Consider the following 24,420-nt stretch of genomic DNA (forward strand, 5'->3'; position numbering starts at 1 on the left):
ACCGACGGCCCGTCCCGCGACGCGGGACGGGCCGTCGGCGTTTCCGGGACCGTTACGGAAATGTCATCGGGAACGGGCGGAATGCCGCGGCGCGAGACGCGGGAGCCCGTACTCTATCAACAACACGGCCCGTCGTGCTTGCGGGTCGCCTCTCTGCGAGGGGGACGGGGAACGCATGCGGATCCTCGAGAACGGGGGAACGATGGACGCGTCAGCGGTAGGCGCAGTGCCGCCGGCCTCCGTTGCGGGATCCGCTCACCCGTCGCACCTCATCGATGTCCAGGCGCCGAGTGTGGGCGCGGCCGTGCGGGTGCCCCTCGGAGAATCCGGTCTCCGCGTTTTCCCGCTGCTGCTCGGCGGCGCCGAGTTCGGCTGGACCATCGACCGCGATCACGCCTTCGAGGTGCTCGATCGGTACCGCGAGCTCGGCGGCAACGCTCTGCACACCGCGGACGGCTTCGCCAGCGGTCGTAGCGAGTACATCATCGGCCAATGGCTGGCCGCGAGAGCGTGCCGCGATGAGATGGCCGTCACCGTGCGCATCGGTTCGCACCCCGACAACCCCGGCCTGGGCTCGGTCAACCTGGTGCGGGCGGTGGAGGCGTCCCTCACACGCCTCGGAGTCGATCACCTCGACGTCATGTATCTCGACGGCACGGATTCCCGTGCCAACCTGGAGGACGTGCTCGCCACCTCCGAGTGGCTCGTGGAAAGCGGGAAGGTGCGCTCGATCGGCGCGTATGCGTTCTCCGCCGAGCGGCTGGTGGAGGCTCGGATCCTGGTCTCTGCCGGCTACCCGCGCATCCATGTGCTCGATGTGGCGTACAACGCGTTGCGCCGGGCGGACTACGAGGGTGATATCCGGCTGATCGTCGGTGCTCAGGGACTCGCAGTGACCCCGTCGCACGCTCTCGAGCACGGCTTCCTGTCCGGTGTCCACCGATCCCGCTCGCGCCTGCAGGGCACACGGGGCATGCAACTGCTCAACAACCTCAACCGGCGGGGCACGAAGCTCCTGCGCGTGTTCGACGCGATCGGGGCGGAACTGGGCGTTGCCGACGCAGCCGTGGCCCTGGCCTGGCTGCGCGCACAGCGCGGCATCGTGGCGCCCATCGTCAACGCCTACGCGCCCGCGCAGGTCGACGAGCTCGTCCAGAGCGCCGGCGTCTCCCTGGGGCGCGGGCACCTCGCCGAGATCGCTCGAGCGGTCGCCTGACCCCACCGGCGCGCTGCACGCCTGGGAGGGACGTGCACATGTACACGGTTGTGCGCAAGGGCCCTTCCCGCAGCGAAGGCATCGGTTAGGCTGGACGAGAACCTGCCTGACAACGAAGCGAGCTCTGACTGTGACCCACTGGATCTACATGGTGAGGCACGGCGAACAGCAAGACGCGGAGTACGGCCTCGACGACGGCCCCCTGTCGGCGCGCGGTCGTCGACAGGCCGAGCTCATCGCCGAGCGGCTCTCGGGAGTTCCGTTCGACGCGGTCTCGCACTCGCCGCTGGTGCGGGCTGCCGAGACGGCCCGCGTCATCGCCGACCGGATGCCCGCGATCGATCCGCAGCCGAATGCGCTGCTCTTCGACTGCGTCCCCACCGGTATGACGGAGGACACGCCGGCGTCGTACGAGTCCTTCTTCGGCTCCATCACCGACGCGGAGACCGAGGCCGGGCACGCGCAGATGGCCGACGCGGTGGGGGAGTTCCTGGTACGAAAGCCGGGCGACGTGCACGAGCTGCTGATCACCCACAACTTCGTCATCGCCTGGTTCGTCCGCGAGGTGCTCGGGGCGCCGGAGTGGCGATGGATGACCCTGAACCAGGCGAACTGCGGTCTCACGGTGCTCGCTCAGAAGCCCGGGCGGCCCTGGACGCTGGTCTCGCACAACGATCTGTCGCACCTGCCCTTCGAGCTGCGGACGGGTCTGCCGGAGAACGCTCTGGTCTGAGGGGCCGGCGGCGCCCGCCCACGGCCGATATCGGAGGATGACGGCGCGGGCGGTCTTCGTGGATCGGCCGCCTAGGATTGAATCATGGCCACGCGCGTCGCCCTGGTGGGGGCATCCGGAAAGCTCGGCACCGTCATCGGCGGAGTGCTCGCCGAGCTGCCTGACTTCGACATCGTCCACGCCCTGGGCTCCGCGGACGATCTGAGTGCCATCGCCGACGCTGACCTCGTTGTAGATGCAACCACTCCCACCGTGAGCGCCGAGGTCGTTCGTCGAGCGGCCGACGCCGGGGTCAACGTCCTCGTGGCGACGTCGGGATGGTCGCAGGCGCGCCTGGCGGAGATCCGGCCGCGCATCGAGGCGTCGGGGATCGGCGTCGTGGTGATCCCCAACTTCTCGCTCGGCTCGGTGCTCGGCACCGCCATCGCCACGGTCGCCGGACGCTTCTTCGACTCGATCGAGATCATCGAATCCCATCGAGACACCAAGATCGACTCGCCGAGTGGCACGGCCGTGCGTACGGCCGAACTGATCCAGGCGGTGCGGACGCTGCCCGTCGACGCTCCGCACGTCGATCAGCAGGCTCGCGGAGAGCAGGTGGCGGGTATCCCCATCCACTCGCTGCGTCGCCCCGGCGTCATCGCCCGCCAGGATGTGGTGCTGTCCGGGCCGGGGGAGAGCCTGACCATCACCCACGACACGGTCGACTCGGCGGCGGCGTATGCGCCGGGCATTCGTATCGCTGCCCGGGCTGCCGTGTCGGCGCGCGGCATCATCGTCGGACTGGATGCGTTCATCGATCTCGGAATCACTGCTCCGTCGGCCGTGGAGGGCTCCGAATGAGTGCACGCATCGGCGTGATCGTCATGACGATCGCCCTGGTGCTGTACTTCATCCTGGCGGGCCAGCGCGCCTGGCTGTGGCTCGTCTCGGGTGAACCGATCGCCATAGCCATGGGCGTTGCGATGCTGTTCTTCCCGGTGCTGGCTGCCTGGGGGATCGGCCGGGAACTGCTTTTCGGGATCGGTGCCCAGCGCCTCGGACGACAGCTGGAGGCCGAGGGGGCGCTCCCGGAGGAAGAGGTCGCCACCTACGTCTCGGGCCGCGTGCGCCGCGATGAGGGTGATGCGCTCTTCCCGAAGTACCGTGCAGCGGTGGAGGCTGCCCCGGAGGACTGGCGTGCCTGGTACCGGATGGGGCTGGTCTACGACGCGGCGGGCGATCGGCGCCGCGCCCGGCACGCCGTGCGGCAGGCGATCGCTCTCGAACGGCGGGAGCGCCGCACTGCCTGAGAGCGTTCGGGCCGTCCGGCTGCGGGCGGGTCAGCGCAGGTCCGGCCGGGTGATCGCGTCGATGATGCGCTCGCGACCGTAGCGGTAGGCGGCTTCGAGGTCACCGCCGAGCGCGAACCCGTCGGCGCGCGCGCGACTGATGAATCCGAACAGCCAGGAGGTGAGCGTCCGGGCAGCGTGCAGCGCGTCGTCCTCGCCGGCCAGCTCCGCACAGGCGCTCAGCAACGGGGCGGCGGTGGAAGCCGTCGCCGGGTGCGGGGCGGCACCGGCGGATGCAGGATCCACCAGCGGGCGGAAGATCAGGTCGTAAGCGTGGGGGTGGTCATCCGCGAACGCCCGCGTCGCGTCGGCGAATCCCGCAATGCGGCGCCGGGGATCCGGTTCCGTGATCGCGAGGAGCGCGTCACTGAGCTCGCTGAAGGCCCGGGAGCGGACGAGACCGATGAGGCCGTCGCGGTCACGCACGTGCTTGTACAGGGAGGGGGCGCGGACGCCGAGCCGGCCGGCGACGGCAGCCATGGTCAGAGAGGACAGGCCGCCTTCTTCCAGTTGGGCGCTGGCGGCGGCGATCAGTTCCTCGGTGCGGACCTTGGTCGGTGCGGGCATTTCTCCTCCGCGATCAGTATAGCTATTGACAGTAGCCATGATGGCTACGTAACGTAGCGATCATGAAGATCGCACCCGGACTGCATCGCGTCGGCGATGACGTCATCGCCGCATACCTCATGGTCGACGACTCCGGAGTGACCGTCGTCGATGCCGCGCTGCCCGGCTACCGTCGGGAGCTTCGCCGTGAACTCGCCGGCATCGGAAAGACAGAGGACGACATCAGGGCCATTCTGCTCACCCATGCGGACCCCGACCATGTCGGCTTCGCCGAGGCCGTCCGCGCCGCCACCGGAGCCACGGTCTACGCGTCCGCCCCGGACGCGGAACGCGCCACGGGGCGGGAGCGGGCACCGAAGACGGCGACGCCACGCATGAAGCTCGCGCCCACGCTGCGCTTCGTGTGGGCCGGGCTCACCCATGCCGGCCGCGCGCGGCCGATCACCGCGGTGACGACAGTGGCAGACGGGGAGACGCTCGCCGTGCCCGGCCGTCCGCGCGCTCTCGCCGTTCCCGGGCACACACCGGGCAGCCTGTGCTGGGTGAGCCAGAGCCTCGGCGCTGTGTTCGTCGGGGATGCTCTGACCACACGTCATGTGCTCACCGGCCGCGTCGGTGCGCAGGATGCGCCGTTCTCGGAGGATGAAGCCGGCGCCCGGACCTCCGTCGAACGCCTGCGTGCTCTCGACGTCCGCTACGTGCTTCCCGGTCATGGCCCGGTGTGGTCGGCCGGGGTGCCGCAGCTCCTGGCAGAGATCCGGGCGGGACGCGGTGACGACATCTCCTCGTGAGAGCTGATTCGTCCGCCGTACGGCCGGTCGCGATCCGGGCGGGGATCTGCGACCATGTCGGCATGCCGATCCCCGCCGCGTTGTCGCCGCTGCTTCTCACCGTGTTCGCCGCCGTGGCGCTCGTCGGGTGTGCACCCGTGGCCTCCGCTCCGGAGCCGGGTGGTGAGACTTCATCGGTGATCGGCGGCGGAGCGACGGAGAGTCCGGTATCCGCCCCGACGGCGATGCCGGCTCCGACCCCAGATCCGACGTACATCACCGAGCTGCCCGACTCGGCCGCGGAAAACGTGCCGTGGTTCATCTATCCGGACGGGTTCGAATGCTGGGGTACGGAAGGCTGCCCGAACAACTTCCGTTCCGTATTCGGTGATCCCGGACCGGTGCTGCCCGAGGGAGTCGAGTATTACGACCCCGCGAAGCACGAGTGCGTGTACGTCCGTCCGGCCGACGTCACCTGCTGATCGGGGTCCGCCGCAACCGGGCTCGCGAATCCGGTGATCGCCCCTCTCTGTGCGCAATCCGCTGAGAGCCCTACGAGCGCCCGCCGGAAGCCAGCGCGTCTCGCACCGCGGATTCCGCGGTGCGGTGGCGCCATTCGAAGCCGGTGTCCGCCAGCACTGCGGGCGCGACATCACAGTCCACCAGGAGCAGGTCGTCCGCCGCCGCTCCCAGGGCGAGTCGCAGGGCGAACGCCGGAGCGGGGATCAGGTACGGGCGATTCAGCTCGCGCGCGATGGCGAACCCGACGTCGTTCTCGGACGCCCGCTCCGGGCCTGCCACGTTCACCGGCCCGGTGAGATCATGTTCGATGACGTGCCGGAGCGCTCCGACCGTGTCATCCAGCGATGCCCACGGCCAGCTCTGCCGTCCGGAGCCGAGCGGGCCGGCGACACCCAGACGCGTCAGGAACACGAGCGGCTTCAGTACTCCGTCGGCGTGGATGACGGGCGAGAAGCGGACGTGCGCGACGCGCTCACCCGCCAGGTCCGCTGCTGCCTCCCACTCCACACACACGTCGGCGAGGAAGCCGTCACCCCGCTCCTGGCCTTCGTCGATGCGCCGACCCGGCCGGCTGCCGTAGAAGCCGGAGGCCGAGGCGGAGACGAAGAGCGGGGGATTCGTGAGTCTGCGCAACGCGTCCGCCAGCGTGCGGGTCGGGCTCACGCGCGACCACAGCAGCTCCGAACGGTACCGGCGGGTCCAGGGCAGCCGGCCGATGGATGCGCCGTTCAGTCCCACCACCGCTCGGGCGCCGTCGAGCACTGCCGGGTCCAAGGGTCCTGCGGGGTCCCAGCGGATCTCCGACGCGGAGCCGGGCTCGCGACGCACCAACTGCGTCACCGCGACGCCGGATTCTCGCAGCGATGCGACGAGGGCGCGCCCGATGAGACCGGACGCGCCCGCGACGACAACCCGGTCGCCCGGGCCCAGCGGCTGATCAGCCAAGCGTGGCTTCCAGCGTGATGTCGATGCCCGACAGCGCCTGGGACACCGGGCAGCCCGCCTTCGCCTCGGCGGCCAGTCGCTGGAAATCAGCGTCGGAGAGGCCGGGCACGGATGCGTTGAGGTTCAGGTGGCTGCCGGTGATGCCGGTGCCGGGCTGGAAGGTGACGGATGCGGTCACGTTGAGCTTCTCGGGCGGCGTGCCGTTGCCGGAGAGCGCGTGGGATAGGGCCATGGCGAAGCAAGACGCGTGGGCGGCCGCGATGAGCTCCTCCGGGGTGGTCGTGCTGTCGGATCCCTCGCTGCGAGCCTTCCAGTTCACATCGAAGCTGCCGATGCGCGAGCTGTCGAACGTGACGGTTCCGGACCCTTCCGTGAGGGATCCGCTCCAGACAGTGGTCGCTTCGCTCGTGACGGACATGGTGTCTCCTCCCGGTGGGTGTTTCGAACGCCAGCCTAGTGTCCGAGCCGCCGCGATGCGACGGGTCAGGCGGTCCGCGGCTGGCGCAGTCGCGCCAGCGCCAGGTACAGCATGCAGCCGAGGCACACGCCGAAGACGGCGTTCAGGAAGGCGGCCGCGAACGCCGCTGCCGCCGCGATCGGAAGCGCCCACGGCACGCCCGCGAGGTGCAGCACGATTCCGACCGTCACCACGAACAGCCCGACGCCCTGTGCGAACCGCGGGGGACGCGGGTCTTCGAGATCGACCGGTGGCGCCAGACGAGGCGCCACGACCGCTCGGAACAGCCGGCCCCATGGCGCGGTGGCAGGGGACACCACGCCCCAGAGGAAGAGCGCGGCGATGACGATGAGGAGGAGGCATGCGGGATCCAGCAATCGTGTGAGAACCGGAACCTGCTGGATGGTCCAGACCTCGGGCGAGAACGTGCCACCGGTCGCCGGGCTGAGTGCGTACCATCCCGCGCTGCCGCGCTGCGTCGCGACGCCCAGAAGCGCGAGGACGACGGAAACGGCGAGGAGCACCGCCGTGATCCCGGCCGCGAAGCGGGGACCCCGCGGGTCGATGGGGCGCGGAACGGAGGTGGAGGCGGACATGGATTCTCGTTTCTTCGCGAGACGGGATCAGGACGGGAGGGGGGACGCCGGGGCACCGGGCTCCAGCACCCGCGTGAGCTCTCGGAGGTACGACGACCGAGGAGCAGCCCCGGTGAAGCGGGACACCGGAACACCGTGACGATCGAGCAGCAGCACGGTCGGTGTCTGCAGGATGTGCAGGCTCGCCGCCACCTCCGCACGTTCGGTGATGTCGACCTCGACGTGGACCACACCGGGCCGGTCATCGGCGAGCGAACGGAGTGCCCGCGCCACCGCAGGGCAGGACCCGCAGAAGCGGGTGCTGAACTGGACGAACGTCGCCTCGTCGCCGCGCGCCCCTGCGGGAACGATGTCTTGGGGGATGGCCGCGGCCCGCGCTGCCCGCGGCGCGGCGGACCGCGCCCGGCCGAGCAGGCCGGCCACCGTGACGACGGCCACCAGTCCGGCCAGGATGAGGATCGCGACGAGCGGGGACATGAGTACACGGTAGGCGCGTGCGTACGCCGTGGGCGCGTCGTCGCAATCCGCTGTCACAATTCGCGCCGCTCCACCCCGCGGCCGCGCCGTTGCGGCCTGATCCGGATCGGCACACACCTGTTGAGACGTTCCGGCGGTTTTCGCACCGCGGTGGCACGATGGGATGATGGCGAACCCGCACCGATCTCTCCGAGTGCTCGCCGTCGCGGCCGCGGGGGCGTTCCTGCTGTCGGCGACGGCGTGCACCGCGACCGACACCGCCACCGAGGCGACGCCGACGCGCACGGCATCGGACACGCCCACCCCGTCTCCGCAGCCGCAGCCGCAGCCGACCAGCCTGCCTGTCCCCACGCTCGCCGCGTTCACTCCGCCCATCGCGTTCGCCGAGTCGGGTTCCCTCCTGCTGTTGCCGAGCGATTTCACGCCGAACACCCGGGGCACCGTCGCTGATGCACCCGTCGCGCTGGCGGGCACCAGTCTCTTCGTCACCGGCACCGCCGTCGCCCGGATCGACGTGGAATCCGGGCGAGCGCTCTGGCAGGACGATCTGTCCGACCTGAGGGGTGAGTCGGCGGCGACTCCGACGAAGCCCGTGGTCACCGCGGACGGCACCACCGTGTGGGTCGCGATGGCCGTGGCCTCCGTGTCGGCGGCCGAGCAAACCGAGGGAGACCCGGCGCACGCCCCCGCTGTGGTCGTTCCCGGAGCCGAGGCCACACCGGATCTGACCGAGCCCACCGCAGATCCCGAACCGTCGGCGGCCGCCGACGATCCCGGAGTGGTGCTCATCGGCTACAACGCCGTGACGGGCGACAGACGCACCCTCGCCACCGCTGTCCCGTCTGCCTCGGCGGCCTCGGTGCTGGATCAGCGCGTGAGCCTGGATCAGCTCTCCGACGGATCGTTGCTGGTGGGTCTGAGCCCGCGCGGCGGCGGCGTGTCGTGGACGTGGTCCGTCGACGCCGACGGCGCAACGCGATGGGCACAGGACGGGAAGTTCGCCGGAGAGGCGGGCGACGTGGTGATCATGCGGCTGTCCGGTCTTGCGGGCGAGCCGTACCCGCAGGTCGGAGGCCTGGATCGCGCCACCGGCAAGATCCTGTGGAACCGTGCCGGCGAAGACGAGGCCGCCACCGATGCCTGGGCCTTCCCCGTCGGGGCCGAGACCGCCCTGACCACGGTGTCGTACGCCACCACTCGTACCGTCACCCGGATGATCGACCCGCGCACCGGTCAGGATCTGGGCGGCGCCGCAAGCACGGTGGAGCGCCCGCTCCTGCAGGGTGGGCGCCTGTATGACGCGCAGTCCGGCTTCCGCTCCCTGGATCCGGCCACGTTGAGCACCGAATGGACGCGCCGCAGTGCGGGGTACGGATCGGTGCGCGGCGTCGTGCTCGCTCAGGGACTTGTGTACGGGGTGGACTCGGCCGATCAGGGCATCATTCTCGACCCGGAATCCGGTGAACGGATTGCCGATGAACTCGCCTGGGAATGGCTGGCCGTGAACGAGTACGGTGCCGTCGTGGTGAACACGGCGGGGACCGTGAGCGCCGCAGATGACACGTACTGGTTCCACCCCGCCGTGGCGCCACCGGCGGAGGGGTGAGCATCAGCTCCCGAAGCTGAACTCCACCATGAGGTCCTGCGCAAGGTCCTCCAGGGCGCCGCGCACGGCGCTCCCGTCACCCTCGACGCGCACCACTGCGTTCGCCGTGAAGAGGAGACCGCCGGCCATGGGCGCCTCGGTGACGCCCGTGGTGAGTGTCTCGATGCTCCCGCCGCCGCGCTGGATCGCGTCGGTCACCTGGTGCACGATGCCGGGGTGATCGTCGCCGACCAGATCGACCTGCAACCGTTCGCCGCGGGCGGCTGCATCCTCACGGCCGGGCTGTACCGTGATCTCCAGCAGGCCGGACAGCGGCTGCAGCGCCCGGGTGAGGTCGTCGACTCGCGCGGCATCCACCTCCACGAGTACGATCCCCGCGAACTTCCCGGCCAGCTCGCTCATGCGCGACGTGGTCCAGTTGCCGTCGTGGGCCGCGATCACCTCCGAGAGGGAACTGACCAGACCGGAGCGGTCGTCGCCGATGACTGTGAGCACGAGAGTCGTCATGTCGGTGATCATACGGCCAGAACCGCCGGGCGCGAGGGGGCGAGCGCGTGAGGATCCTATCGGGACCGCGACGGGTGCATGATCGACGTGGTGAGCGTCGTCGCGGCGATGGTCGCCGACACGCACTCGCGCACGGAGGAGAGACCCATGAGCAAGACCGCAGTGATTACCGGAGCCAGTTCCGGACTCGGTGCCGAGTATGCGCGACAGCTCTCCGCCGCCGGGGGTGATCTGGTGCTCGTCGCGCGCGACAAGGATGCCCTCGGCGAGCTGGCAGACGAGCTGCGCGCTCGCGGAAGCGAGGTGGAGACCATCGTGGCGGACCTCCTGAAGCCCCGCCAGCGCGCTCGGGTGGAGGATAGGCTGCGCGACCGATCCCGTCCCGTCGACATCCTGATCAACAATGCGGGCTTCGGCCTGCCACTGTCGTTCGCGGACGTCGAGATCGAGCGGGAGGTGGACCACCTGCGTCTGCACGTCGAGGTCTCCATGCGACTGATGCATGCGGCCCTGCCCGTGATGCGCGAGCGCGGCGGGCGCATCCTCAACGTGGCATCGGTGGCGGCCTTCATTCCACGCTCCACGTACGGGGCAGCGAAGGCCTGGCTGCTCAGCTTCAGCCGCTGGGCGAACGGCTACTACCCGGGGGTCACCGTCACAGCGGTGTGCCCCGGCTACACGCACACGAACTTCCATGAGCGACTGGGCCTGCCGCCCGGGCAGGAGGGTGTCGCGGGGTGGATGTGGCTCACCCCGCAGCGGGTGGTGCGGGAATCCCTTCGAGATCTGGCGCGAGGACGATCCGTCTCGGTGCCGTCATGGCGCTATCGGGCACTCACGGCGCTGACGAAGGTGGTCCCGGATTCGGTCCTCGCCCGCATCGGCTCGCGGGGGCGCTGAGCGACACGGCCGCGCTCCGCGATCTGGAAGGATAGGGGAGTGGCAGCTGTGAACCCTCCGCGCGGAATGCGCGATTTCCTCCCCTCTGAGAAGACTCGTCGCGAGCGCGTGCTCGCCGTGATCCGCGACCGCTACCGCGCGCACGGCTTCGACGAGATCGAGACTCCCGTGATGGAGGATCACGCGCGATTGCACGCCGGGATTGGCGGGGACAACGAGAAGCTCGCCTTCAACATCCTCAAGCGCGGTCTGGACGCCGACGCCGTTCGCGACGCCGCGGAAGACCAGGGCGCTCTGAGCGACCTTGGTCTGCGCTACGACCTCACCGTCCCGCTCGCACGTTTCTATGCGACGCACCGCGCGCAGCTGCCCACGGTGTTCCGTTCACTGCAGATGGCACCGGTGTGGCGGGCCGAGCGTCCGCAGAAGGGCCGCTACCGCCAGTTCGTGCAGAGCGACATCGACGTGATCGGCGACGCGAGCTTCCGCGCCGAAGCCGAGCTCATCACGGCGACTCTGGATGCGATCGACGCCCTGGGTCTTCCCGGGGTGACCGTGCGGATCAACGACCGCCGGATCCTGGACAGTCTGCTGGATCACTTCGGGTTCGCCGTTGAGGAGCGGCCGGGTGTGCTCATCACTATCGACAAGCTCGACAAGATCGGCCCGGCCGGCGTCGCCGCCGAGCTGCGTGACCGCGGTGTGACCCCGGCCGCGGTGGACGGCTTCGAAGCCTACCTCTCGGCTCTTGCCCCGGCGGCCACCTTCGCGGGCGACGCGATCCGTGCCGTGCTTCCGGAAGGCGTCGGCGCCGAGGGCGTGGAGAACCTGCTCGCCATCGCGGAGGCGGTCGGTGCCGGACGCGACAGCGCACCGTTCGAGTTCGATCCGTTCCTCGTGCGCGGCATGGGCTACTACACGGGCACGATCTTCGAGCTCGCACACCCGAGCGTGGGCTACTCGCTCGGCGGCGGCGGCCGATATGACGGAATGATCGGTCGCTTCCTGGGCCAGGACGTTCCTGCCGTGGGCTTCTCGATCGGCTTCGAGCGCATCGTGGACCTCCTGGAGCAGGACGATTCGGACGCCGCACCGGCCGTCGTGCTGGTGCACGACAAGGACGTCGCGGTTGCCACTCTCGTCGCACTGAAGACCGCTCTGGTGAGCGAGGGGGTACGGGTGCGGCTGGAACAGCGCACGAAGAACCTGAAGTCCCTGCTGGAGCGCGCTGCCGCCGATGGATATACGTCCTTCGCCACCGTGTCCGCGGGCGCACGCCGCGAGGACCTGGAGCTCAAGCCGCTCGGCTGAGCGCCGGCTGTCTCAGCCTCGAGCGTCGGTGACGCGTCGTTTCTCCCGGATGTACACCTCGCGCCGGACGCGGGCCACCACGTCTCCCGAGCGGTCCGTGATCACGGTGTCGAACCATTCGAGCACCTTCGCCCCTCCCGCAGCCCGGCGCCTGATGTCGTCAGCGCGCTCGCTGGGTACCTCGAATCGTGCCGTGAGGACCCCGCGGCCGGGCTTGACGAACTCGATCTCGCCACGGGTGTCCCACACGACGTAGTCCCGGCCCAGCTGATGCATGACCAGCATGAAGAAGTAGGGATCGGTCATCGCCGACATGGACCCGCCGAACGCGGTCTTCACGTAGTTGCGGGTGAGCAGATTGACGTGGAGTTCCACGACGGCGACCGTCCAGTCCGCGCTGAAGCTACGGACACGGATGCCGCTGCAGAGGTTCGGAAGCCAGAGACTCATGCCCCAAGCGAGGCGACGGGGAGTGATGCGCACCCTGTGAGTGTCGAGGAGGCTCCGCCCTCGGGCGAATCGGTTGTAGAAAGCCGACAATCCGAACGTGACACCGGACACGGTAGTTCTACTAGAACTATAATAAGAGCATGTTGGTGACCATCGACCCCGGGAGTGAAGAGCCGCTGTTCGAGCAGCTCGCCGCGGGCATCCGACGAGAAGCCGCCACCGGGCAGCTTCGTCCGGGAGAACGCCTGCCGACCGCGCGGGAACTCGCGGCGTCGTTGGGCATGAACCTGCACACGGTGTTGCGCGCCTACCAGGACCTCCGCGAAGAGGGACTGATTGACATGCGGCGTGGGCGCGGTGCCGTGGTGACCGACGCCGCGGCGCACTGGCAATCGCTGAGCCGCGAGATCGACGACCTGGTCGAGCGCGCTCGTGCCCTCGGCATCTCCGCCGATACCCTCGGCTCGCTCGTGAAGGAGGCCTTTCGATGACCGACCGACAGCCCGGAGAAGACGGAACGCCGGCAGCGGGCAGCGGCGATGTCGCGCTCGCCGTCGAGGCGGCGATGCGCCGCTATGTCATGGTCGGGGTGGTGCTGCCCACTGCGATCGCGTTGGTCAGCGGGATCCTCATGCTGCAGTGGCTCGGCCGGCTTCCGGTACCCGCGGCCACGCACTGGGGTTTCTCCGGGGTTCCCGACGGCTCGGGCCCCGGGTGGCCCTTGCCGGTCTTCGCGCTGGTGTTCCCGATCGGATTCGCCCTGCTGCTGTGGATGTTCGTGGCGAACTCGGCGCGCGCGGGTGCCTGGAACTACAACTCCCGCGGATCGGCGGCCATGGCCCTGGGGCTCTCCGTACTCCTCGCGGTCGTGGCGTTGCGCTCCACCGCGGTCCAGCTGGACGTCTCGGACTGGCGCGAGGCCGTCCTCACGCCGTGGGATGTCCCCGCTGCCTTCGGGGCGGGGCTGCTCGCCGGGGTGGTGGGGTGGTTCCTCCAGCCGGCGCTGGTCATCCGCTCCGAAGCCGACGCGCCCGCGGTCGCTACGCCCCTTCCGGAGAACAGCCGGACGCTCTGGACGCAGCGGGCGCGGGTCTCACGCGGCACCGCGGTGGCGTTGTTCGTGCTGCTCGGGGTGACGCTCGCACTGGCGGTGCTCATTGCCGCCGCCGGTTCCGCCGTGGCCTGGGCGGTGCTCGGCGTCATGGTGCTCGCCACCTACTTCGTGGCCGTGGCCACCGACTTCCGCGTCCGCGTGGACGGCACCGGCCTCACGGTGCGCGCGCTCGCCGGGTGGCCTCGGGTGCACATTCCGCTGACGCAGATCGCCGCCGTCGATGTGGCGCAGGTCAACCCGCTCTCGGATTTCGGCGGGTGGGGTCTGCGTTACGTCCCCGGCGGCCGGTTCGGAGTGGTGGTGCGCCGGGGTGGGGCCATCGCCGTCACCCGCCGTGACGGGCGCGAGTTCGTCGTGACGGTGCCCGACGCCGAGCGGGGAGCAGGGGTTCTCGCCGCGCTCGCCGATCGGGCGCGAGATGACAACGACCACCGGGAAGAGGAATGAGAGCATGACCGACACGACCCATGCGCCCGCGCCGGGCCAGCCCGAGATCCTTCCCCGCCGTGTGCCCTGGCGTGCGGTGCTCGTCTTCGTCCTCGTCGCATGCGGACTCGCGTGGGCGGTGGCGCTGCCGCTGTGGCTCGATGGGGGATTGGCCAATCCTCTGTCCGGGCTGCTCCTGCCCGTGATGATGTTCACGCCGACTGTCGCGATGCTCGTCGTCGTACTGGTGCTGCGCACACCTGCGCAGCACCGTCTGCGCTTCCTCGGCATGTGGCCGCTGCGCCCGGCGGGCCGGACGATCTTGTTCCTCGCGATCGGCCTGTTCGGCCCCTGGGTACTGTCGCTGCTGATCGCCGGTCTCGCGGCTCTGTGCGGCTGGGGGATTCTGGATCCCGAGCGATCGGTCGTCGCCCAGCAGCTCGCGGCCACGCTGCCGGGTGATGTCGATCGTGAACTCATCATGACCGTGATCATCGTCCAGATCGTCGCGACTCCGTTCAACGCGATTCTCTCGTCGTTGCTGGCAGTCGGGGAGGAGCTGGGCTGGCGCGGCTGGCTGACGCCGGCACTGCGCCCGCTCGGCACGTGGGCCACCCTGCTCATCACCGGGGTGATCTGGGGGCTGTGGCATTCGCCGATCATCCTGCTCGGCTACAACTTCGCGCGCCCCGACCTCTCGGGGGTCCTGCTGATGGTGGCAGGATGTGTGGCCTGGGGGATCCTCCTCGGCTGGATGCGCCTGCGCAGCGCCTCGGTGTGGCCCGCGGTGCTCGCCCACGGCTCGCTCAACGCCTCCGCCGCGGTGTTCCTTGCCCTGTTCGATGCACAACACCTCGATCTCGCCCTCGCCGGTCCGCTCGGAGTTGCGGCGTGGATCGTCCTCGCCGTCGTGATCGTGATCCTGCTGGTCGCCGGGCAGTTCCGCCGTCAGCCCGCGCCGGTGCCCCCGGCGGCCGCCGCTCCTCTCCCGGCGCCGCCGGCGGATCACACGTACCGAGCTGATGTTGCAGACACCGGAGGCAACGGATCGGACACGGTCGGTCGCGCTGGATAGACTGACGGCGGACCGACGTCGCTCCACCCCAACCTTTTTCCACGAGCAAGGAGCATCCAACGTGGCATTGATCGAGGCTGTAGGCGCCCGCGAGATCCTGGATTCGCGCGGCAACCCGACCGTCGAGGTGGAGGTGCTCCTCGACGACGGCATCGTCCAGCGCGCTGCCGTCCCCTCCGGCGCATCCACCGGTGCTTTCGAAGCGTACGAGCTGCGTGACGGCGACAAGTCGCGCTACGGCGGCAAGGGCGTGCTGAAGGCCGTCGACGCCGTGCTGGACGAGCTCGGCCCGGCCATCGAGGGCATCGACGCCAGCGAGCAGCGCGTCATCGACGAGGTGCTCATCCGCACGGACGGCACCGACAACAAGCAGCGCACCGGCGCGAACGCCATCCTCGGTGTGAGCCTCGCGGTCGCGAAGGCCGCCGCGGATTCGGCTGATCTGCCGCTGTTCCGCTACCTCGGCGGACCGAACGCGCACGTGCTGCCCGTTCCGCTGCTGAACGTCATCAACGGCGGTGCTCACGCGGACACCGGTGTGGACATGCAGGAGTTCTTCCTGGTTCCCCACGGCGCCGACTCCTTCGCCGAGGCGCTTCGCTGGGGTGCTGAGACCTACCACGTGCTCAAGAGCGAGCTGAAGTCGGGTGGCTACGCCACCGGCCTCGGAGACGAGGGCGGCTTCGCCCCCGACCTTCCCAGCAACAAGGGCGCCCTCGAGTTCCTGATGGCCGCCATCGAGAAGGCCGGGTTCAAACCGGGCGTCGACATCGCGGTGGGACTGGACGTCGCATCGACGGAGTTCTTCGCCGACGGCAAGTACGCCTTCGAGGGCAAGCAGCTCTCCAGCGACGAGCTCATCGCCTACTACGCCGACCTGGTCGCGAACTTCCCGCTGGTCTCGATCGAGGACGGCCTCGCCGAGGACGACTGGGACGGCTGGAAGGCACTCACGGATGCCCTGGGCAACAAGGTGCAGCTGGTCGGCGACGACCTGTTCGTCACCAACCCGACGCGTCTCGCAGACGGCATCGCCAAGGGCGTGGGCAACTCGCTCCTGGTCAAGGTCAACCAGATCGGCACGCTCACGGAGACGCTCGACGCCGTCTCGCTGGCACAGCGCTCCGGATACACCGCGATGCTCTCGCACCGTTCGGGTGAGACCGAGGACACCACCATCGCCGACCTGGCCGTGGCTACCAACAGCGGTCAGATCAAGTCGGGCGCGCCGGCTCGTTCGGACCGCGTCGCGAAGTACAATCAGCTTCTGCGCATCGAGGAGGAGCTGGGCGAGGCCGCCGTCTTCGCTGGACGTTCCGCCTTCCCGCGTTACCAGGGCTGAGTCCTGACACGCTGACGCACGCATAAGCACGAGAGGGGAGATCATGGCCAAACGACCGGATCTCCCCTCTCCGCGTTCCCGCGCCGCCCGAACGACGCCGACACCGCGCTCCGAACCACCGAAGAAGGGGGCGAACGTGTCGCCCCGATCGCCCCGGGGCTCCGGTGTCGCGCAACGCGTGGACGTCCGGGACTGGCTCGGCGGGGTCCGGCTGTCGGTCTTCATGATGATCATGTTCGGCCTCGTGATCTTCGCGGTGTTCATGCTGGTGCCCACGGTCGGCACCTACATCGGCCAGCTGCAGCGCATCGACGCACTCGAGCACTCGGTGCAGGTCGCGCAAGACAAGGTCGACGCGCTGGAGGCCGAGCGTGACCGGTGGAACGATCCGAACTACGTCATCACCCAGGCGCGCGAGCGACTGTTCTACTACCGTCCCGGCGAGATCGTCTACCTCGTCGTGGACGACCTCGATCCCGCCGCGCTTCCCGGTGAGCAGAAGCCGGTGAGCGAGACCGTCGAGCAGGCGCCGAACGACTGGATGGGGGCCATGCTGAGGTCGGTCACCGAGGCGGGGCTCACGCAGAGCGTCGCGGACCAGCCTGCAGAAACTCCCGGTACATCGACCGACGGCACCACGCCCACCGGCTGAGGCCCCGCCCGCTGAGGGGCCCGCTCGCTGAGTGGCCCGGCCTGGAGATGCCGTGGCCCGTTAGGCTGGACAGGTGACCACGCCCCCCTTCGAACCCCTTCGTCCCACCGACCTCGACGTGATGAGCTCCCAGCTCGGACGTCCGGTGCGCAACGTCGTCGGCGTCGCCGCGCGGTGCGTGTGCGGCAATCCCACCGTGGTGGCCACCGCCCCCCGTCTCGAAGACGGCTCGCCCTTCCCGACGTTCTACTACCTCACCCACCCCGCAGCGACCATCGCCATGTCTCAGCTGGAGGCCGAGGGTGTCATGGCCGAGTTCACTCAGCTGCTGGCCGAGGACGAGGAGCTGCAGGCGAAGTACCGCAGCGCTCACGAGGCGTTCCTCGCCGACCGCGCCCAGTTCGGTGAGGTCGAGGAGATCGCGGGCATCTCCTCCGGCGGGATGCCGACGCGCATCAAGTGCCTGCACGCGCTCGCGGGCCATGCGCTGGCGGCCGGGCCGGGTGTGAACCCCATCGGAGACCTCGCCCTGGAGCGCAGCACCTACTCACCGGATCGCTGCCAGTGCGTCGAGCCCGGTTCGGCATGACCCGCCCGGCGGTCGGATTCGCGCTCGCGGCTCTCGTCGCGGCCGGTCTTACCGTCCTGCCCGCGTCTGCCGTGGACGCGGTCGCTCTGGCACCGGCGGTTACCACCGCCACCCCCTCACCGACTCCGTCGCCAACGCCCACCGTCGATCCGGTGCGCGCCGCGGAGTACTGGCTGCGCGACTACGGCATCGAGGAGGCCTGGAAGACCACCCGGGGCGCCGGAGTCACGATCGCGGTCATCGACACCGGCATCGCCCGCGTCCCCGAGCTCGATGGCGCGGTGATCGACGGCACCGATGAATCGGGAATGGGCAGCGACGACGGCCGCACCCCGGTGGGCGTCGTCGACAACAACCACGGCACCTGGGTGGCGTCTCTGGCAGCCGGACGGGGAACCGGAGCGGAGACCGGGATGATCGGCGTCGCACCGGAAGCCGATCTGCTCTCGATCTCGGTCGGCTTCGGCGCGACGGCGACCGTCTCTGCCGTGGAGCAGATCGCCTCAGCGGTGCGGTGGGCCGTGGACCACGGCGCCGATGTCATCAACCTTTCGCTCACTACCAACACCCTCACCTGGGATGAGTCCTGGGATGAGGCGTTCCAGTACGCCTTCGATCATGACGTGGTGGTGGTGGTCGCGGCCGGTAACCGCGGCAACGGCACGGAGTCGGTCGGAGCCCCCGCCACGATTCCCGGTGTGCTGACCGTCGCGGGCGTTGATCCGACCGGGCGGGCGAGCGATCGAGCATCCACGAGCGGCATCACCATCGCTGTCGCGGCCCCCAGCGAGAAACTGCTGGGCGTCTCCTCGGACGGCAAGGTGGTGGAGTGGGCGGGCACCAGCGGTGCCGCCCCGATCGTCGCGGGCATCGTCGCCCTCGTGCGCTCGGCGCATCCCGACCTCAACGCCGACAACGTGATCAATCGCATCCTGGCGACCGCTCAGCATCCGTCGGACGTCGGCCAGGATCCCGACCCGCTGTACGGGTATGGCCTGGTCAACGCCGAAGCCGCCGTGAACGCGGATGTGCCGGCCATCGATCACAGTCCGCTGGGACTGACGCTCAAGGAGTGGGTGCGCCTTTACCGGCGGGGTGCGGACGCCGATCCCGAGGTGTCCTCGTCGCTTGCGGCGCCGGTGGAGATCGAGCCGTTGCCGGCGGCCGATGTGCCGGTCAAGGCGAGTGCACCGTTTCTTCCCACCAGATCCACGATTCTGTACGGTACCCTGCCGCTCGTCGCCGCGACCGTCCCTGCTATTCTGATAGTGCTCGGCGTCAACGCAGCTGCCCGACGCATCCGATCGGCGCGTTCTCAACGCACGCCGAGACAGTGATCATCCAAGGAGTTTTCTTCTCGTGCCCAAAATCCTGATTGTCGGCGGTGGATACGCGGGCTTCTACACCGCGTGGAAGCTGGAAAAGCACCTTCGCAAGGGCGAAGCCGAGGTCACGCTGGTCGACCCGCTTCCCTACATGACGTACCTGCCGTTCCTCCCCGAGGTGGCCGCCGGGTCGATCGAGCCGCGTCATGCCGTGGTCGCGCACCGTCGTCACCTGAAGAAGACCAACGTCATCAACGCCAAGGTCACCAACGTCGACCACGCGAACAAGACGGCGACCATCACGCCGGCAGACGGCGAGCCGTACGAGATGACGTACGACCAGATCGTCGTCACCGCCGGATCGGTCTCCCGCACCTTCCCCATCGGCGGCATCGCCGACAACGCGATCGGCATGAAGTCGATCGAGGAGGCCGTGGCCGTGCGCGACCGCCTCATCCAGAACTTCGGCCGTGCGGCGGCCCTCCCCGCCGGTCCCGAGCGTGAGCGCCTGCTCACGGTCGTGGTGGTCGGTGGCGGCTTCGCCGGAATCGAGACGCTCGCCGAGCTGCGCTCGTTCGGTTCGGCCCTGCTGAAGGACTACCCGCAGCTGTCCTTCGACGAGACCCACTTCCACCTCATCGAGGCGATGGGGCGCATCATGCCCGAGGTCGCCCTGCCCACCAGCGAGTGGGTGCTGAAGGACCTTGCCAAGCGTGGCGCCTTCGTGCACCTGGACACGCAGGTCAAGGACGCCACCGACGGCAACGTGCTGCTGTCCACGGGCGAGGTCATCCCGTCCGACCTCATCATCTGGACCGCCGGTGTGATGGCCAACCCGCAGGTCGTGCGTTCGTCGGGGCTGCCCGCGGACGAGCGCGGCCGCATCACGGCGCAGGCCGACCTGCGCGTGATCGACGCCGACAAGAACGTCGTCGAGGGTGCCTGGACCGCCGGTGACGTCGCCGCGGTTCCCGACCTCACCGGTGGCGGCGTCGGCGGCTTCTGCGTTCCGAACGCGCAGCACGCCGTTCGCCAGGCCAAGCGCCTCGCGAAGAACCTCGTCGCCGTACTCCGCGGCGACGCCCCGGTGGACTACATCCACAAGAACCTCGGCGCAGTCGCCGGTCTCGGCCTGTACGACGGTGTGTTCCAGTCGGGCAAGATCGCGATCAAGGGCTTCCTCGCGTGGGTGGCCCACCGCGGCTACCACGGCCTGGCCATGCCGACGTGGGAGCGCAAGTGGCGTGTGCTGTGGGGCTGGTGGAACAACCTCTGGCTGGGTCGCGATATCGCTCCGCTCTACAACCTGAGCGAGCCGCGCGCGTTCTTCGAGGAGTTCGCCTCGCGCCCGAAGCCGGCTCCGGCAGAGGCGCCGGCACCGGCGGCTGAGGCCGCACCGGCGAAGGCCGAGAAGGTCGACGCCGGCAAGTGAGCCGATGACGAAACGGCGGCGGGTGAATCCCGCCGCCGTTTCGCATAGCCCCCATAGCCCAACGGCAGAGGCAGGCGACTTAAACTCGCTTCAGTCGGGGTTCGAATCCCCGTGGGGGCACCGCAACGTGGTCTGTGCGTTGTCAATGAGTTCGGTAGGCTTTTGCCTGTCGCGCACGCAGGCGCGGCTTCATCTGAGGGGGAAACATGCGTCGTTCCATCACGCTGTCCATGCTCGCTGCCACCGTCGCACTCGCGGCGACGGGTCTCGTGGGCTGTTCCGGCGGTGCCGCGAACGCCAACCAGTCGGTCGAGGACGCCTGCAAGGTCGTCCAGACGGAGATGACGTCGTTCCAGACCGAGATGGCGAGCCTGTCGGGCGAGCTCACCTCGGGTGACACCGACGCCGCCAAGAAGGCGTTCAGCGCCGTCACCACCAAGCTGGACGACATCGCCGGCAAGGTGGGCAACACCGAGGTCAAGGACGCCGTCTCCGGCATGTCCCAGGCCTTCGGCACCGTCGTCGAGGGCATCTCGGGATCCACGCCGGACCCGTCGCTGCTCACCGAGCTGTCGGACTCCGCCAGCAAGCTGCAGTCGCTCTGCCCCGGCCTGAAGTGATCGGTGCGTGCTTCGGCACGCTGTGAGAGCCCCCGTCCTCATCGGCGGGGGCTTTTCGCGTTCTGTGCGGGGCGCGGTCCGCGCAGTCATCCCCCTGTGCGGGGGAGAGGTCCTAGGCTGATCCCGTGCTCCCGCTCACCACCACATCCCCCGACCCCCTCGCCTGGCAGTCACCCGACGCCTGGTGGCCCGCACTGTCGCAGGCCACCGCCGGCATCCCCGCCCCGGTCGCCGTCGTATCGCACGAGGCACTCGCCTACAACACAACCGACCTGTTGGTCCGCTCCGGCGGCGTCCCCATCCGTGTCGCGAGCAAGTCCATCCGCGTTCGGTCGGTCCTCGACGCAGTGCTGGCCATGCCGGGATATCACGGCATTCTCGCCTTCACCCTCGCCGAAGCGCTCTGGCTCGCCGAGGACCACGACGACGTGGTGCTGGGCTATCCCACGGCCGATCGTGAGGCCATCGCGCGGCTCGCCGCCGATGAGCGTCTCGCCTCGCGGATCACGCTGATGGTGGACGACGAAGCGCAGCTGGATCTCGTGGACTCCGTCGTCGCCCCCGCACAGCGGCCGGTCATTCGTGTGGCGATCGACGTCGACGCGTCCTGGGAGGCCCCCGGGCTCGGTCACCTCGGCGTGTTCCGTTCGCCGCTGTTCACCGCGAGCGACGCCGCGTCCTTCGCGCGCCGGATCGTGGCGCGCAACGGCTTCCGGCTGGTGGGGCTGATGATGTACGAGGCCCAGATCGCCGGGCAGGGGGACAACACCGGATCCGGTGACGGTGTGATCCGCTGGATGCAGCGCCGCTCCGGCCAGGAACTGCGAGCCAGGCGCGGCGCGATCGTGGATGCTGTAAACGCCATCACCCCGCTCGAGTTCGTCAACGGCGGGGGCACCGGCTCACTCGAATACACGTCGGACGACCAGGCCGTCACCGAGGTCACCGCGGGATCGGGACTCTTCGGGGGGCACCTGTTCGACGGCTATCGTGCCTTCACGCCGGCTCCCGCTGCCGCGTTCGCGTTCGACGTGGTCCGCCGGCCGCGTCCAGACATCGCCACCGTTCTGGGCGGCGGCTGGATCGCGTCGGGGCCGCCGCTCGCGTCGCGTCAGCCCCTGCCCGTCTGGCCCAGCGGGTTGCGCATGCAGCCGCGCGAAGGAGCCGGCGAGGTCCAGACACCGCTCCAGGGCGGCAACGCCCGGGACCTCCGCGTCGGCGATCGGGTCTGGTTCCGCCACGCGAAGAGCGGCGAAGGGTCCGAGCGCGTGCTCCGATACCATCTGGTTCACAACGGGAAGGTCATCGACGAGCTTCCCACGTACCGCGGCGAAGGAAAGGCGTTCCTGTGACACGACTCGGCGGGAGCTGGCAGAACTGGGGTCGCAGCGCGAGCATCACGCCGCAGCGGGTGGAGCGTCCCCGCACGCCGGAGGCGGTCCAGCGGGCGGTCATCGCCGCCGCTCAGCGCGGGTTGGAGATCAAGGCCGTCGGCGCGGGTCACTCGTTCACCGGGATCGCGGTGGCACCCGGCGTCCTCCTCGACATGAGCGACCTGACCGGCGTGGTCAGTGCAGACTCCGCACGCGCTCGGGTCACGCTGCTGGCCGGTACCCGCCTCCACCAGATTCCGCGGCTGCTGGCGCGGTACGGGCTGGCGATGGAGAATCTCGGCGACATCGACCGTCAGTCCATCTCCGGCGCGATCTCCACCGGCACCCATGGCACGGGCGCCGGTTTCGGCGGGCTGGCGACGCAGGTCGTCGGTGTCACCGTGATCACCGCGGCTGGAGAGTTCCTCCGTATCGACGAGGACCACCAGCCCGAGCTTCTGGGCGCCTTCGCGCTCGGACTCGGCGCGCTCGGGATCCTCGTGGAGGTCACCCTGCAGTGCGTGCCGGCGTTCGTCCTGCACGCGGTGGAGCGCCCGGAGCCGCTGCAGGAGGTCCTCGACACGCTGCACGAGCGCGTCGAGGAGGCCGATCACTTCGAGTTCTACTGGTTCCCGCACACAGACACTGCTCTCACCAAGACCGACACCCGGCTTCCGGAGTCGGCGGTGCGCCACCCGCTGCCGCCCGTGGGCAAGTGGCTGGACGAGAGCGTGCTCTCCAACGGTGTGTATCGCGTGGCGTGCGCCGCCGGCACCGTGATCCCGGCCATCACCCCGCCGTTCAGCCGGCTCGCCACGAGACTCACGGGCAATCGCGAGTACACCGACCTCTCCCATCGCGTGCTGACTCAGAGGCGCACCGTCCGCTTCCGCGAGATGGAGTACGCCATCCCCGCGGACGACGTGGTCCCGGCCTTTCGCGAGCTGACCGAGCTCATCGAACGCCGCGGCTGGCGGATCTCCTTCCCGGTGGAGGTGCGCTTCGCCGCAGCGGATGACCGATGGCTCTCCACCGCCCACGATCAGGCAACGGCGTACATCGCGGTGCACCGCTACTGGCGGGAGGACCCCAGTGCCTATTTCACCGCGGTGGAGGAGATCATGCGCGCTCACGGCGGGCGACCGCACTGGGGCAAGATGCACACGCGCACGGCGGAGGACCTTCGGGACGCATATCCGCGCTTCGACGACTTCGTCGCCCTTCGTGACCGCTTGGACCCCGACCGGCTGTTCCGCAACCGGTACCTGGATCGCGTTCTCGGCGTGTGAGGACCCCGTGGCTCGCGCGCTGACTGCCGCGGCTCAGCCGGGAGCCTCGGGCGGGGTGTACTGCCTTCGAGACGTCTCCGAGAAATCGCTCACGCGCGGCAGGTGCCCGCGGCGTCGATAGAATGACTGTGACCTAAGGGGGTTCAGCAAACATGGAAATGCTGGCTTGGCTCGTTCCGGTGCTGGTGATCGTCCTGATCGCCGTCATCGTCGGCGTCTATCTGTGGGCGACGTACAACTCGCTCGTGCAGCTCAACGTGCGCGTCGACGAAGCGTGGAGTGACATCACCGTTCAGTTGAAGCGTCGCGCCGACATGATCCCCGCACTCATCGAGACCGTCAAGGGTTATGCCGCGCATGAACGCGCGGTGTTCGAGAACGTGACCCAGGCGCGCGCTGAGACCCTGTCCGCACAGTCGCCGGGCGCGGCCGGTGTTGCCGAGGGACACCTGCAGAACGCGCTGAAGAGCCTGTTCGCGGTCGCCGAGGCGTACCCGCAGCTCCAGGCCAGTCAGAACTTCCTGCAGCTGCAGCGCGCCATCGTCGACACCGAGGACAAGATCCAGGCCTCGCGCCGTTTCTACAACGGCGGCGTCCGGGAGCTGAACACCAAGATCAAGGTGTTCCCGAACAACCTGTTCGCCCGAAACCTCGGATTCTCCGAGCGGGAGTTCTTCGAGGTCATCGACGGTGCCGGCATCGCCGAGCCGCCACGTATCCAGTTCTGAACCGCGAGAAAACGCCCGCCAACCGGCGGGCGTTTTCTCATTCGCGGGAGTGTCGGGTGCGCCTTTT

General features: G+C 69.2%; 28 protein-coding genes and 1 tRNA gene. 22 read left to right on the forward strand and 7 right to left on the reverse strand.

Going from position 1 to position 24,420, the window contains the following annotated elements; translation table 11 throughout:
- Positions 1-175: 175 nt before the first annotated feature.
- The 4 genes from LQ566_RS00380 (at position 176) to LQ566_RS00395 (ending at position 3,241) form a co-directional block, all read left to right on the forward strand.
- The gene (locus LQ566_RS00380) at positions 176-1,216 is read left to right on the forward strand and encodes an aldo/keto reductase (protein ID WP_231089567.1); all 1,041 of its coding nucleotides are present in this window, start codon (positions 176-178) and stop codon (positions 1,214-1,216) included.
- A gap of 130 nt (positions 1,217-1,346) precedes the next feature.
- Positions 1,347-1,949: a histidine phosphatase family protein gene (locus tag LQ566_RS00385; RefSeq protein WP_231089568.1), complete on the forward strand. Its 603-nt coding sequence runs from the start codon at positions 1,347-1,349 to the stop codon at positions 1,947-1,949.
- An 84-nt stretch (positions 1,950-2,033) separates the two neighbouring features.
- Positions 2,034-2,792 (forward strand): 4-hydroxy-tetrahydrodipicolinate reductase, encoded by a 759-nt coding sequence (gene dapB, locus LQ566_RS00390; RefSeq protein ID WP_231089569.1) that lies wholly within the window; start codon positions 2,034-2,036, stop codon positions 2,790-2,792.
- Positions 2,789-3,241, forward strand: coding sequence for a hypothetical protein (locus LQ566_RS00395; RefSeq protein ID WP_231089570.1), 453 nt, complete (start codon positions 2,789-2,791; stop codon positions 3,239-3,241). Before dapB ends, LQ566_RS00395 begins: the two co-directional genes overlap by 4 nt.
- Positions 3,242-3,271: 30 nt before the next feature.
- On the opposite strand, the gene LQ566_RS00400 is transcribed toward LQ566_RS00395, so the two are convergent.
- The gene (locus LQ566_RS00400) at positions 3,272-3,847 is read right to left on the reverse strand and encodes a TetR/AcrR family transcriptional regulator (protein ID WP_231089571.1); all 576 of its coding nucleotides are present in this window, start codon (positions 3,845-3,847) and stop codon (positions 3,272-3,274) included.
- Positions 3,848-3,909: 62 nt separating this feature from the next.
- Here LQ566_RS00400 and LQ566_RS00405 point away from each other — a divergent pair, with 62 nt between their 5' ends.
- The gene (locus LQ566_RS00405; protein ID WP_231089572.1) at positions 3,910-4,638 is read left to right on the forward strand and encodes an MBL fold metallo-hydrolase; all 729 of its coding nucleotides are present in this window, start codon (positions 3,910-3,912) and stop codon (positions 4,636-4,638) included.
- A 62-nt stretch (positions 4,639-4,700) separates the two neighbouring features.
- Entirely contained in the window at positions 4,701-5,099 is a 399-nt protein-coding gene (locus tag LQ566_RS00410) for a hypothetical protein (protein ID WP_231089573.1), read from the forward strand.
- A 70-nt stretch (positions 5,100-5,169) separates the two neighbouring features.
- On the opposite strand, the gene LQ566_RS00415 is transcribed toward LQ566_RS00410, so the two are convergent.
- From LQ566_RS00415 to LQ566_RS00430, 4 genes are all read right to left on the reverse strand, one after another.
- The gene (locus LQ566_RS00415; RefSeq protein WP_231089574.1) at positions 5,170-6,084 is read right to left on the reverse strand and encodes a TIGR01777 family oxidoreductase; all 915 of its coding nucleotides are present in this window, start codon (positions 6,082-6,084) and stop codon (positions 5,170-5,172) included.
- The gene (locus LQ566_RS00420) at positions 6,077-6,502 is read right to left on the reverse strand and encodes an OsmC family peroxiredoxin (RefSeq protein WP_231089575.1); all 426 of its coding nucleotides are present in this window, start codon (positions 6,500-6,502) and stop codon (positions 6,077-6,079) included. The genes LQ566_RS00415 and LQ566_RS00420 overlap by 8 nt, the downstream gene beginning before the upstream one ends.
- Positions 6,503-6,567: 65 nt before the next feature.
- Positions 6,568-7,137, reverse strand: coding sequence for a DUF4395 domain-containing protein (locus tag LQ566_RS00425; protein WP_231089576.1), 570 nt, complete (start codon positions 7,135-7,137; stop codon positions 6,568-6,570).
- A 27-nt stretch (positions 7,138-7,164) separates the two neighbouring features.
- Positions 7,165-7,614, reverse strand: a complete 450-nt coding sequence (locus LQ566_RS00430) for a thioredoxin family protein (protein WP_231089577.1) — start codon at positions 7,612-7,614, stop codon at positions 7,165-7,167.
- Positions 7,615-7,780: 166 nt separating this feature from the next.
- On the opposite strand from LQ566_RS00430, the gene LQ566_RS00435 reads away from it, so the two are divergent.
- Complete coding sequence (locus LQ566_RS00435) at positions 7,781-9,220, forward strand: outer membrane protein assembly factor BamB family protein (RefSeq protein WP_231089578.1); 1,440 nt, start codon at positions 7,781-7,783, stop codon at positions 9,218-9,220.
- A 3-nt stretch (positions 9,221-9,223) separates the two neighbouring features.
- Here LQ566_RS00435 and LQ566_RS00440 read toward each other — a convergent pair whose 3' ends face one another.
- The gene (locus tag LQ566_RS00440; RefSeq protein ID WP_231089579.1) at positions 9,224-9,727 is read right to left on the reverse strand and encodes a glycine cleavage system transcriptional repressor; all 504 of its coding nucleotides are present in this window, start codon (positions 9,725-9,727) and stop codon (positions 9,224-9,226) included.
- A gap of 147 nt (positions 9,728-9,874) precedes the next feature.
- Between LQ566_RS00440 and LQ566_RS00445 the strand changes: the two genes are divergently transcribed.
- On the forward strand, positions 9,875-10,627 hold the full coding sequence (locus tag LQ566_RS00445) for an SDR family NAD(P)-dependent oxidoreductase (protein ID WP_231089580.1): 753 nt from the start codon (positions 9,875-9,877) through the stop codon (positions 10,625-10,627).
- A 66-nt stretch (positions 10,628-10,693) separates the two neighbouring features.
- Positions 10,694-11,938 carry a histidine--tRNA ligase gene (hisS, locus tag LQ566_RS00450; RefSeq protein ID WP_231091339.1) on the forward strand — a complete coding sequence of 415 codons (1,245 nt, stop codon included), beginning with the start codon at positions 10,694-10,696 and terminating at the stop codon, positions 11,936-11,938.
- A gap of 12 nt (positions 11,939-11,950) precedes the next feature.
- Here the strand turns inward: hisS and LQ566_RS00455 are convergent, their stop codons facing one another.
- Positions 11,951-12,388, reverse strand: coding sequence for a DUF4442 domain-containing protein (locus tag LQ566_RS00455; protein WP_231089581.1), 438 nt, complete (start codon positions 12,386-12,388; stop codon positions 11,951-11,953).
- Between the two features lie 140 nt (positions 12,389-12,528).
- On the opposite strand from LQ566_RS00455, the gene LQ566_RS00460 reads away from it, so the two are divergent.
- The 13 genes from LQ566_RS00460 (at position 12,529) to LQ566_RS00520 (ending at position 24,353) form a co-directional block, all read left to right on the forward strand.
- Complete coding sequence (locus LQ566_RS00460; RefSeq protein WP_231089582.1) at positions 12,529-12,879, forward strand: GntR family transcriptional regulator; 351 nt, start codon at positions 12,529-12,531, stop codon at positions 12,877-12,879.
- Complete coding sequence (locus LQ566_RS00465) at positions 12,876-13,949, forward strand: SdpI family protein (RefSeq protein ID WP_231089583.1); 1,074 nt, start codon at positions 12,876-12,878, stop codon at positions 13,947-13,949. The genes LQ566_RS00460 and LQ566_RS00465 overlap by 4 nt, the downstream gene beginning before the upstream one ends.
- Positions 13,950-13,953: 4 nt before the next feature.
- Complete coding sequence (locus tag LQ566_RS00470; RefSeq protein ID WP_231089584.1) at positions 13,954-15,003, forward strand: CPBP family intramembrane glutamic endopeptidase; 1,050 nt, start codon at positions 13,954-13,956, stop codon at positions 15,001-15,003.
- A 61-nt stretch (positions 15,004-15,064) separates the two neighbouring features.
- Positions 15,065-16,345, forward strand: coding sequence for a phosphopyruvate hydratase (gene eno, locus LQ566_RS00475; protein WP_231089585.1), 1,281 nt, complete (start codon positions 15,065-15,067; stop codon positions 16,343-16,345).
- A gap of 136 nt (positions 16,346-16,481) precedes the next feature.
- Positions 16,482-16,997 carry an FtsB family cell division protein gene (locus LQ566_RS00480; RefSeq protein WP_231089586.1) on the forward strand — a complete coding sequence of 172 codons (516 nt, stop codon included), beginning with the start codon at positions 16,482-16,484 and terminating at the stop codon, positions 16,995-16,997.
- Positions 16,998-17,070: 73 nt separating this feature from the next.
- Positions 17,071-17,586, forward strand: a complete 516-nt coding sequence (locus tag LQ566_RS00485; protein ID WP_231089587.1) for a DUF501 domain-containing protein — start codon at positions 17,071-17,073, stop codon at positions 17,584-17,586.
- Positions 17,583-18,923, forward strand: a complete 1,341-nt coding sequence (locus LQ566_RS00490) for a S8 family serine peptidase (protein ID WP_231089588.1) — start codon at positions 17,583-17,585, stop codon at positions 18,921-18,923. The genes LQ566_RS00485 and LQ566_RS00490 overlap by 4 nt, the downstream gene beginning before the upstream one ends.
- A 22-nt stretch (positions 18,924-18,945) precedes the next feature.
- Positions 18,946-20,343 carry an NAD(P)/FAD-dependent oxidoreductase gene (locus tag LQ566_RS00495; RefSeq protein ID WP_231089589.1) on the forward strand — a complete coding sequence of 466 codons (1,398 nt, stop codon included), beginning with the start codon at positions 18,946-18,948 and terminating at the stop codon, positions 20,341-20,343.
- Positions 20,344-20,390: 47 nt separating this feature from the next.
- A tRNA-Leu gene (locus LQ566_RS00500) sits at positions 20,391-20,463 on the forward strand.
- Positions 20,464-20,549: 86 nt separating this feature from the next.
- Complete coding sequence (locus LQ566_RS00505; RefSeq protein WP_231089590.1) at positions 20,550-20,963, forward strand: hypothetical protein; 414 nt, start codon at positions 20,550-20,552, stop codon at positions 20,961-20,963.
- A gap of 125 nt (positions 20,964-21,088) precedes the next feature.
- Positions 21,089-22,315: an alanine racemase gene (locus LQ566_RS00510; RefSeq protein ID WP_231089591.1), complete on the forward strand. Its 1,227-nt coding sequence runs from the start codon at positions 21,089-21,091 to the stop codon at positions 22,313-22,315.
- Positions 22,312-23,625 carry a D-arabinono-1,4-lactone oxidase gene (locus LQ566_RS00515; protein ID WP_231089592.1) on the forward strand — a complete coding sequence of 438 codons (1,314 nt, stop codon included), beginning with the start codon at positions 22,312-22,314 and terminating at the stop codon, positions 23,623-23,625. The genes LQ566_RS00510 and LQ566_RS00515 overlap by 4 nt, the downstream gene beginning before the upstream one ends.
- A gap of 161 nt (positions 23,626-23,786) precedes the next feature.
- On the forward strand, positions 23,787-24,353 hold the full coding sequence (locus tag LQ566_RS00520) for a LemA family protein (protein ID WP_231091340.1): 567 nt from the start codon (positions 23,787-23,789) through the stop codon (positions 24,351-24,353).
- The last annotated feature ends 67 nt before the right edge of the window (positions 24,354-24,420 follow it).

This window comes from Microbacterium nymphoidis, assembly GCF_021044885.1.
Lineage (GTDB): Bacteria > Actinomycetota > Actinomycetes > Actinomycetales > Microbacteriaceae > Microbacterium > Microbacterium nymphoidis.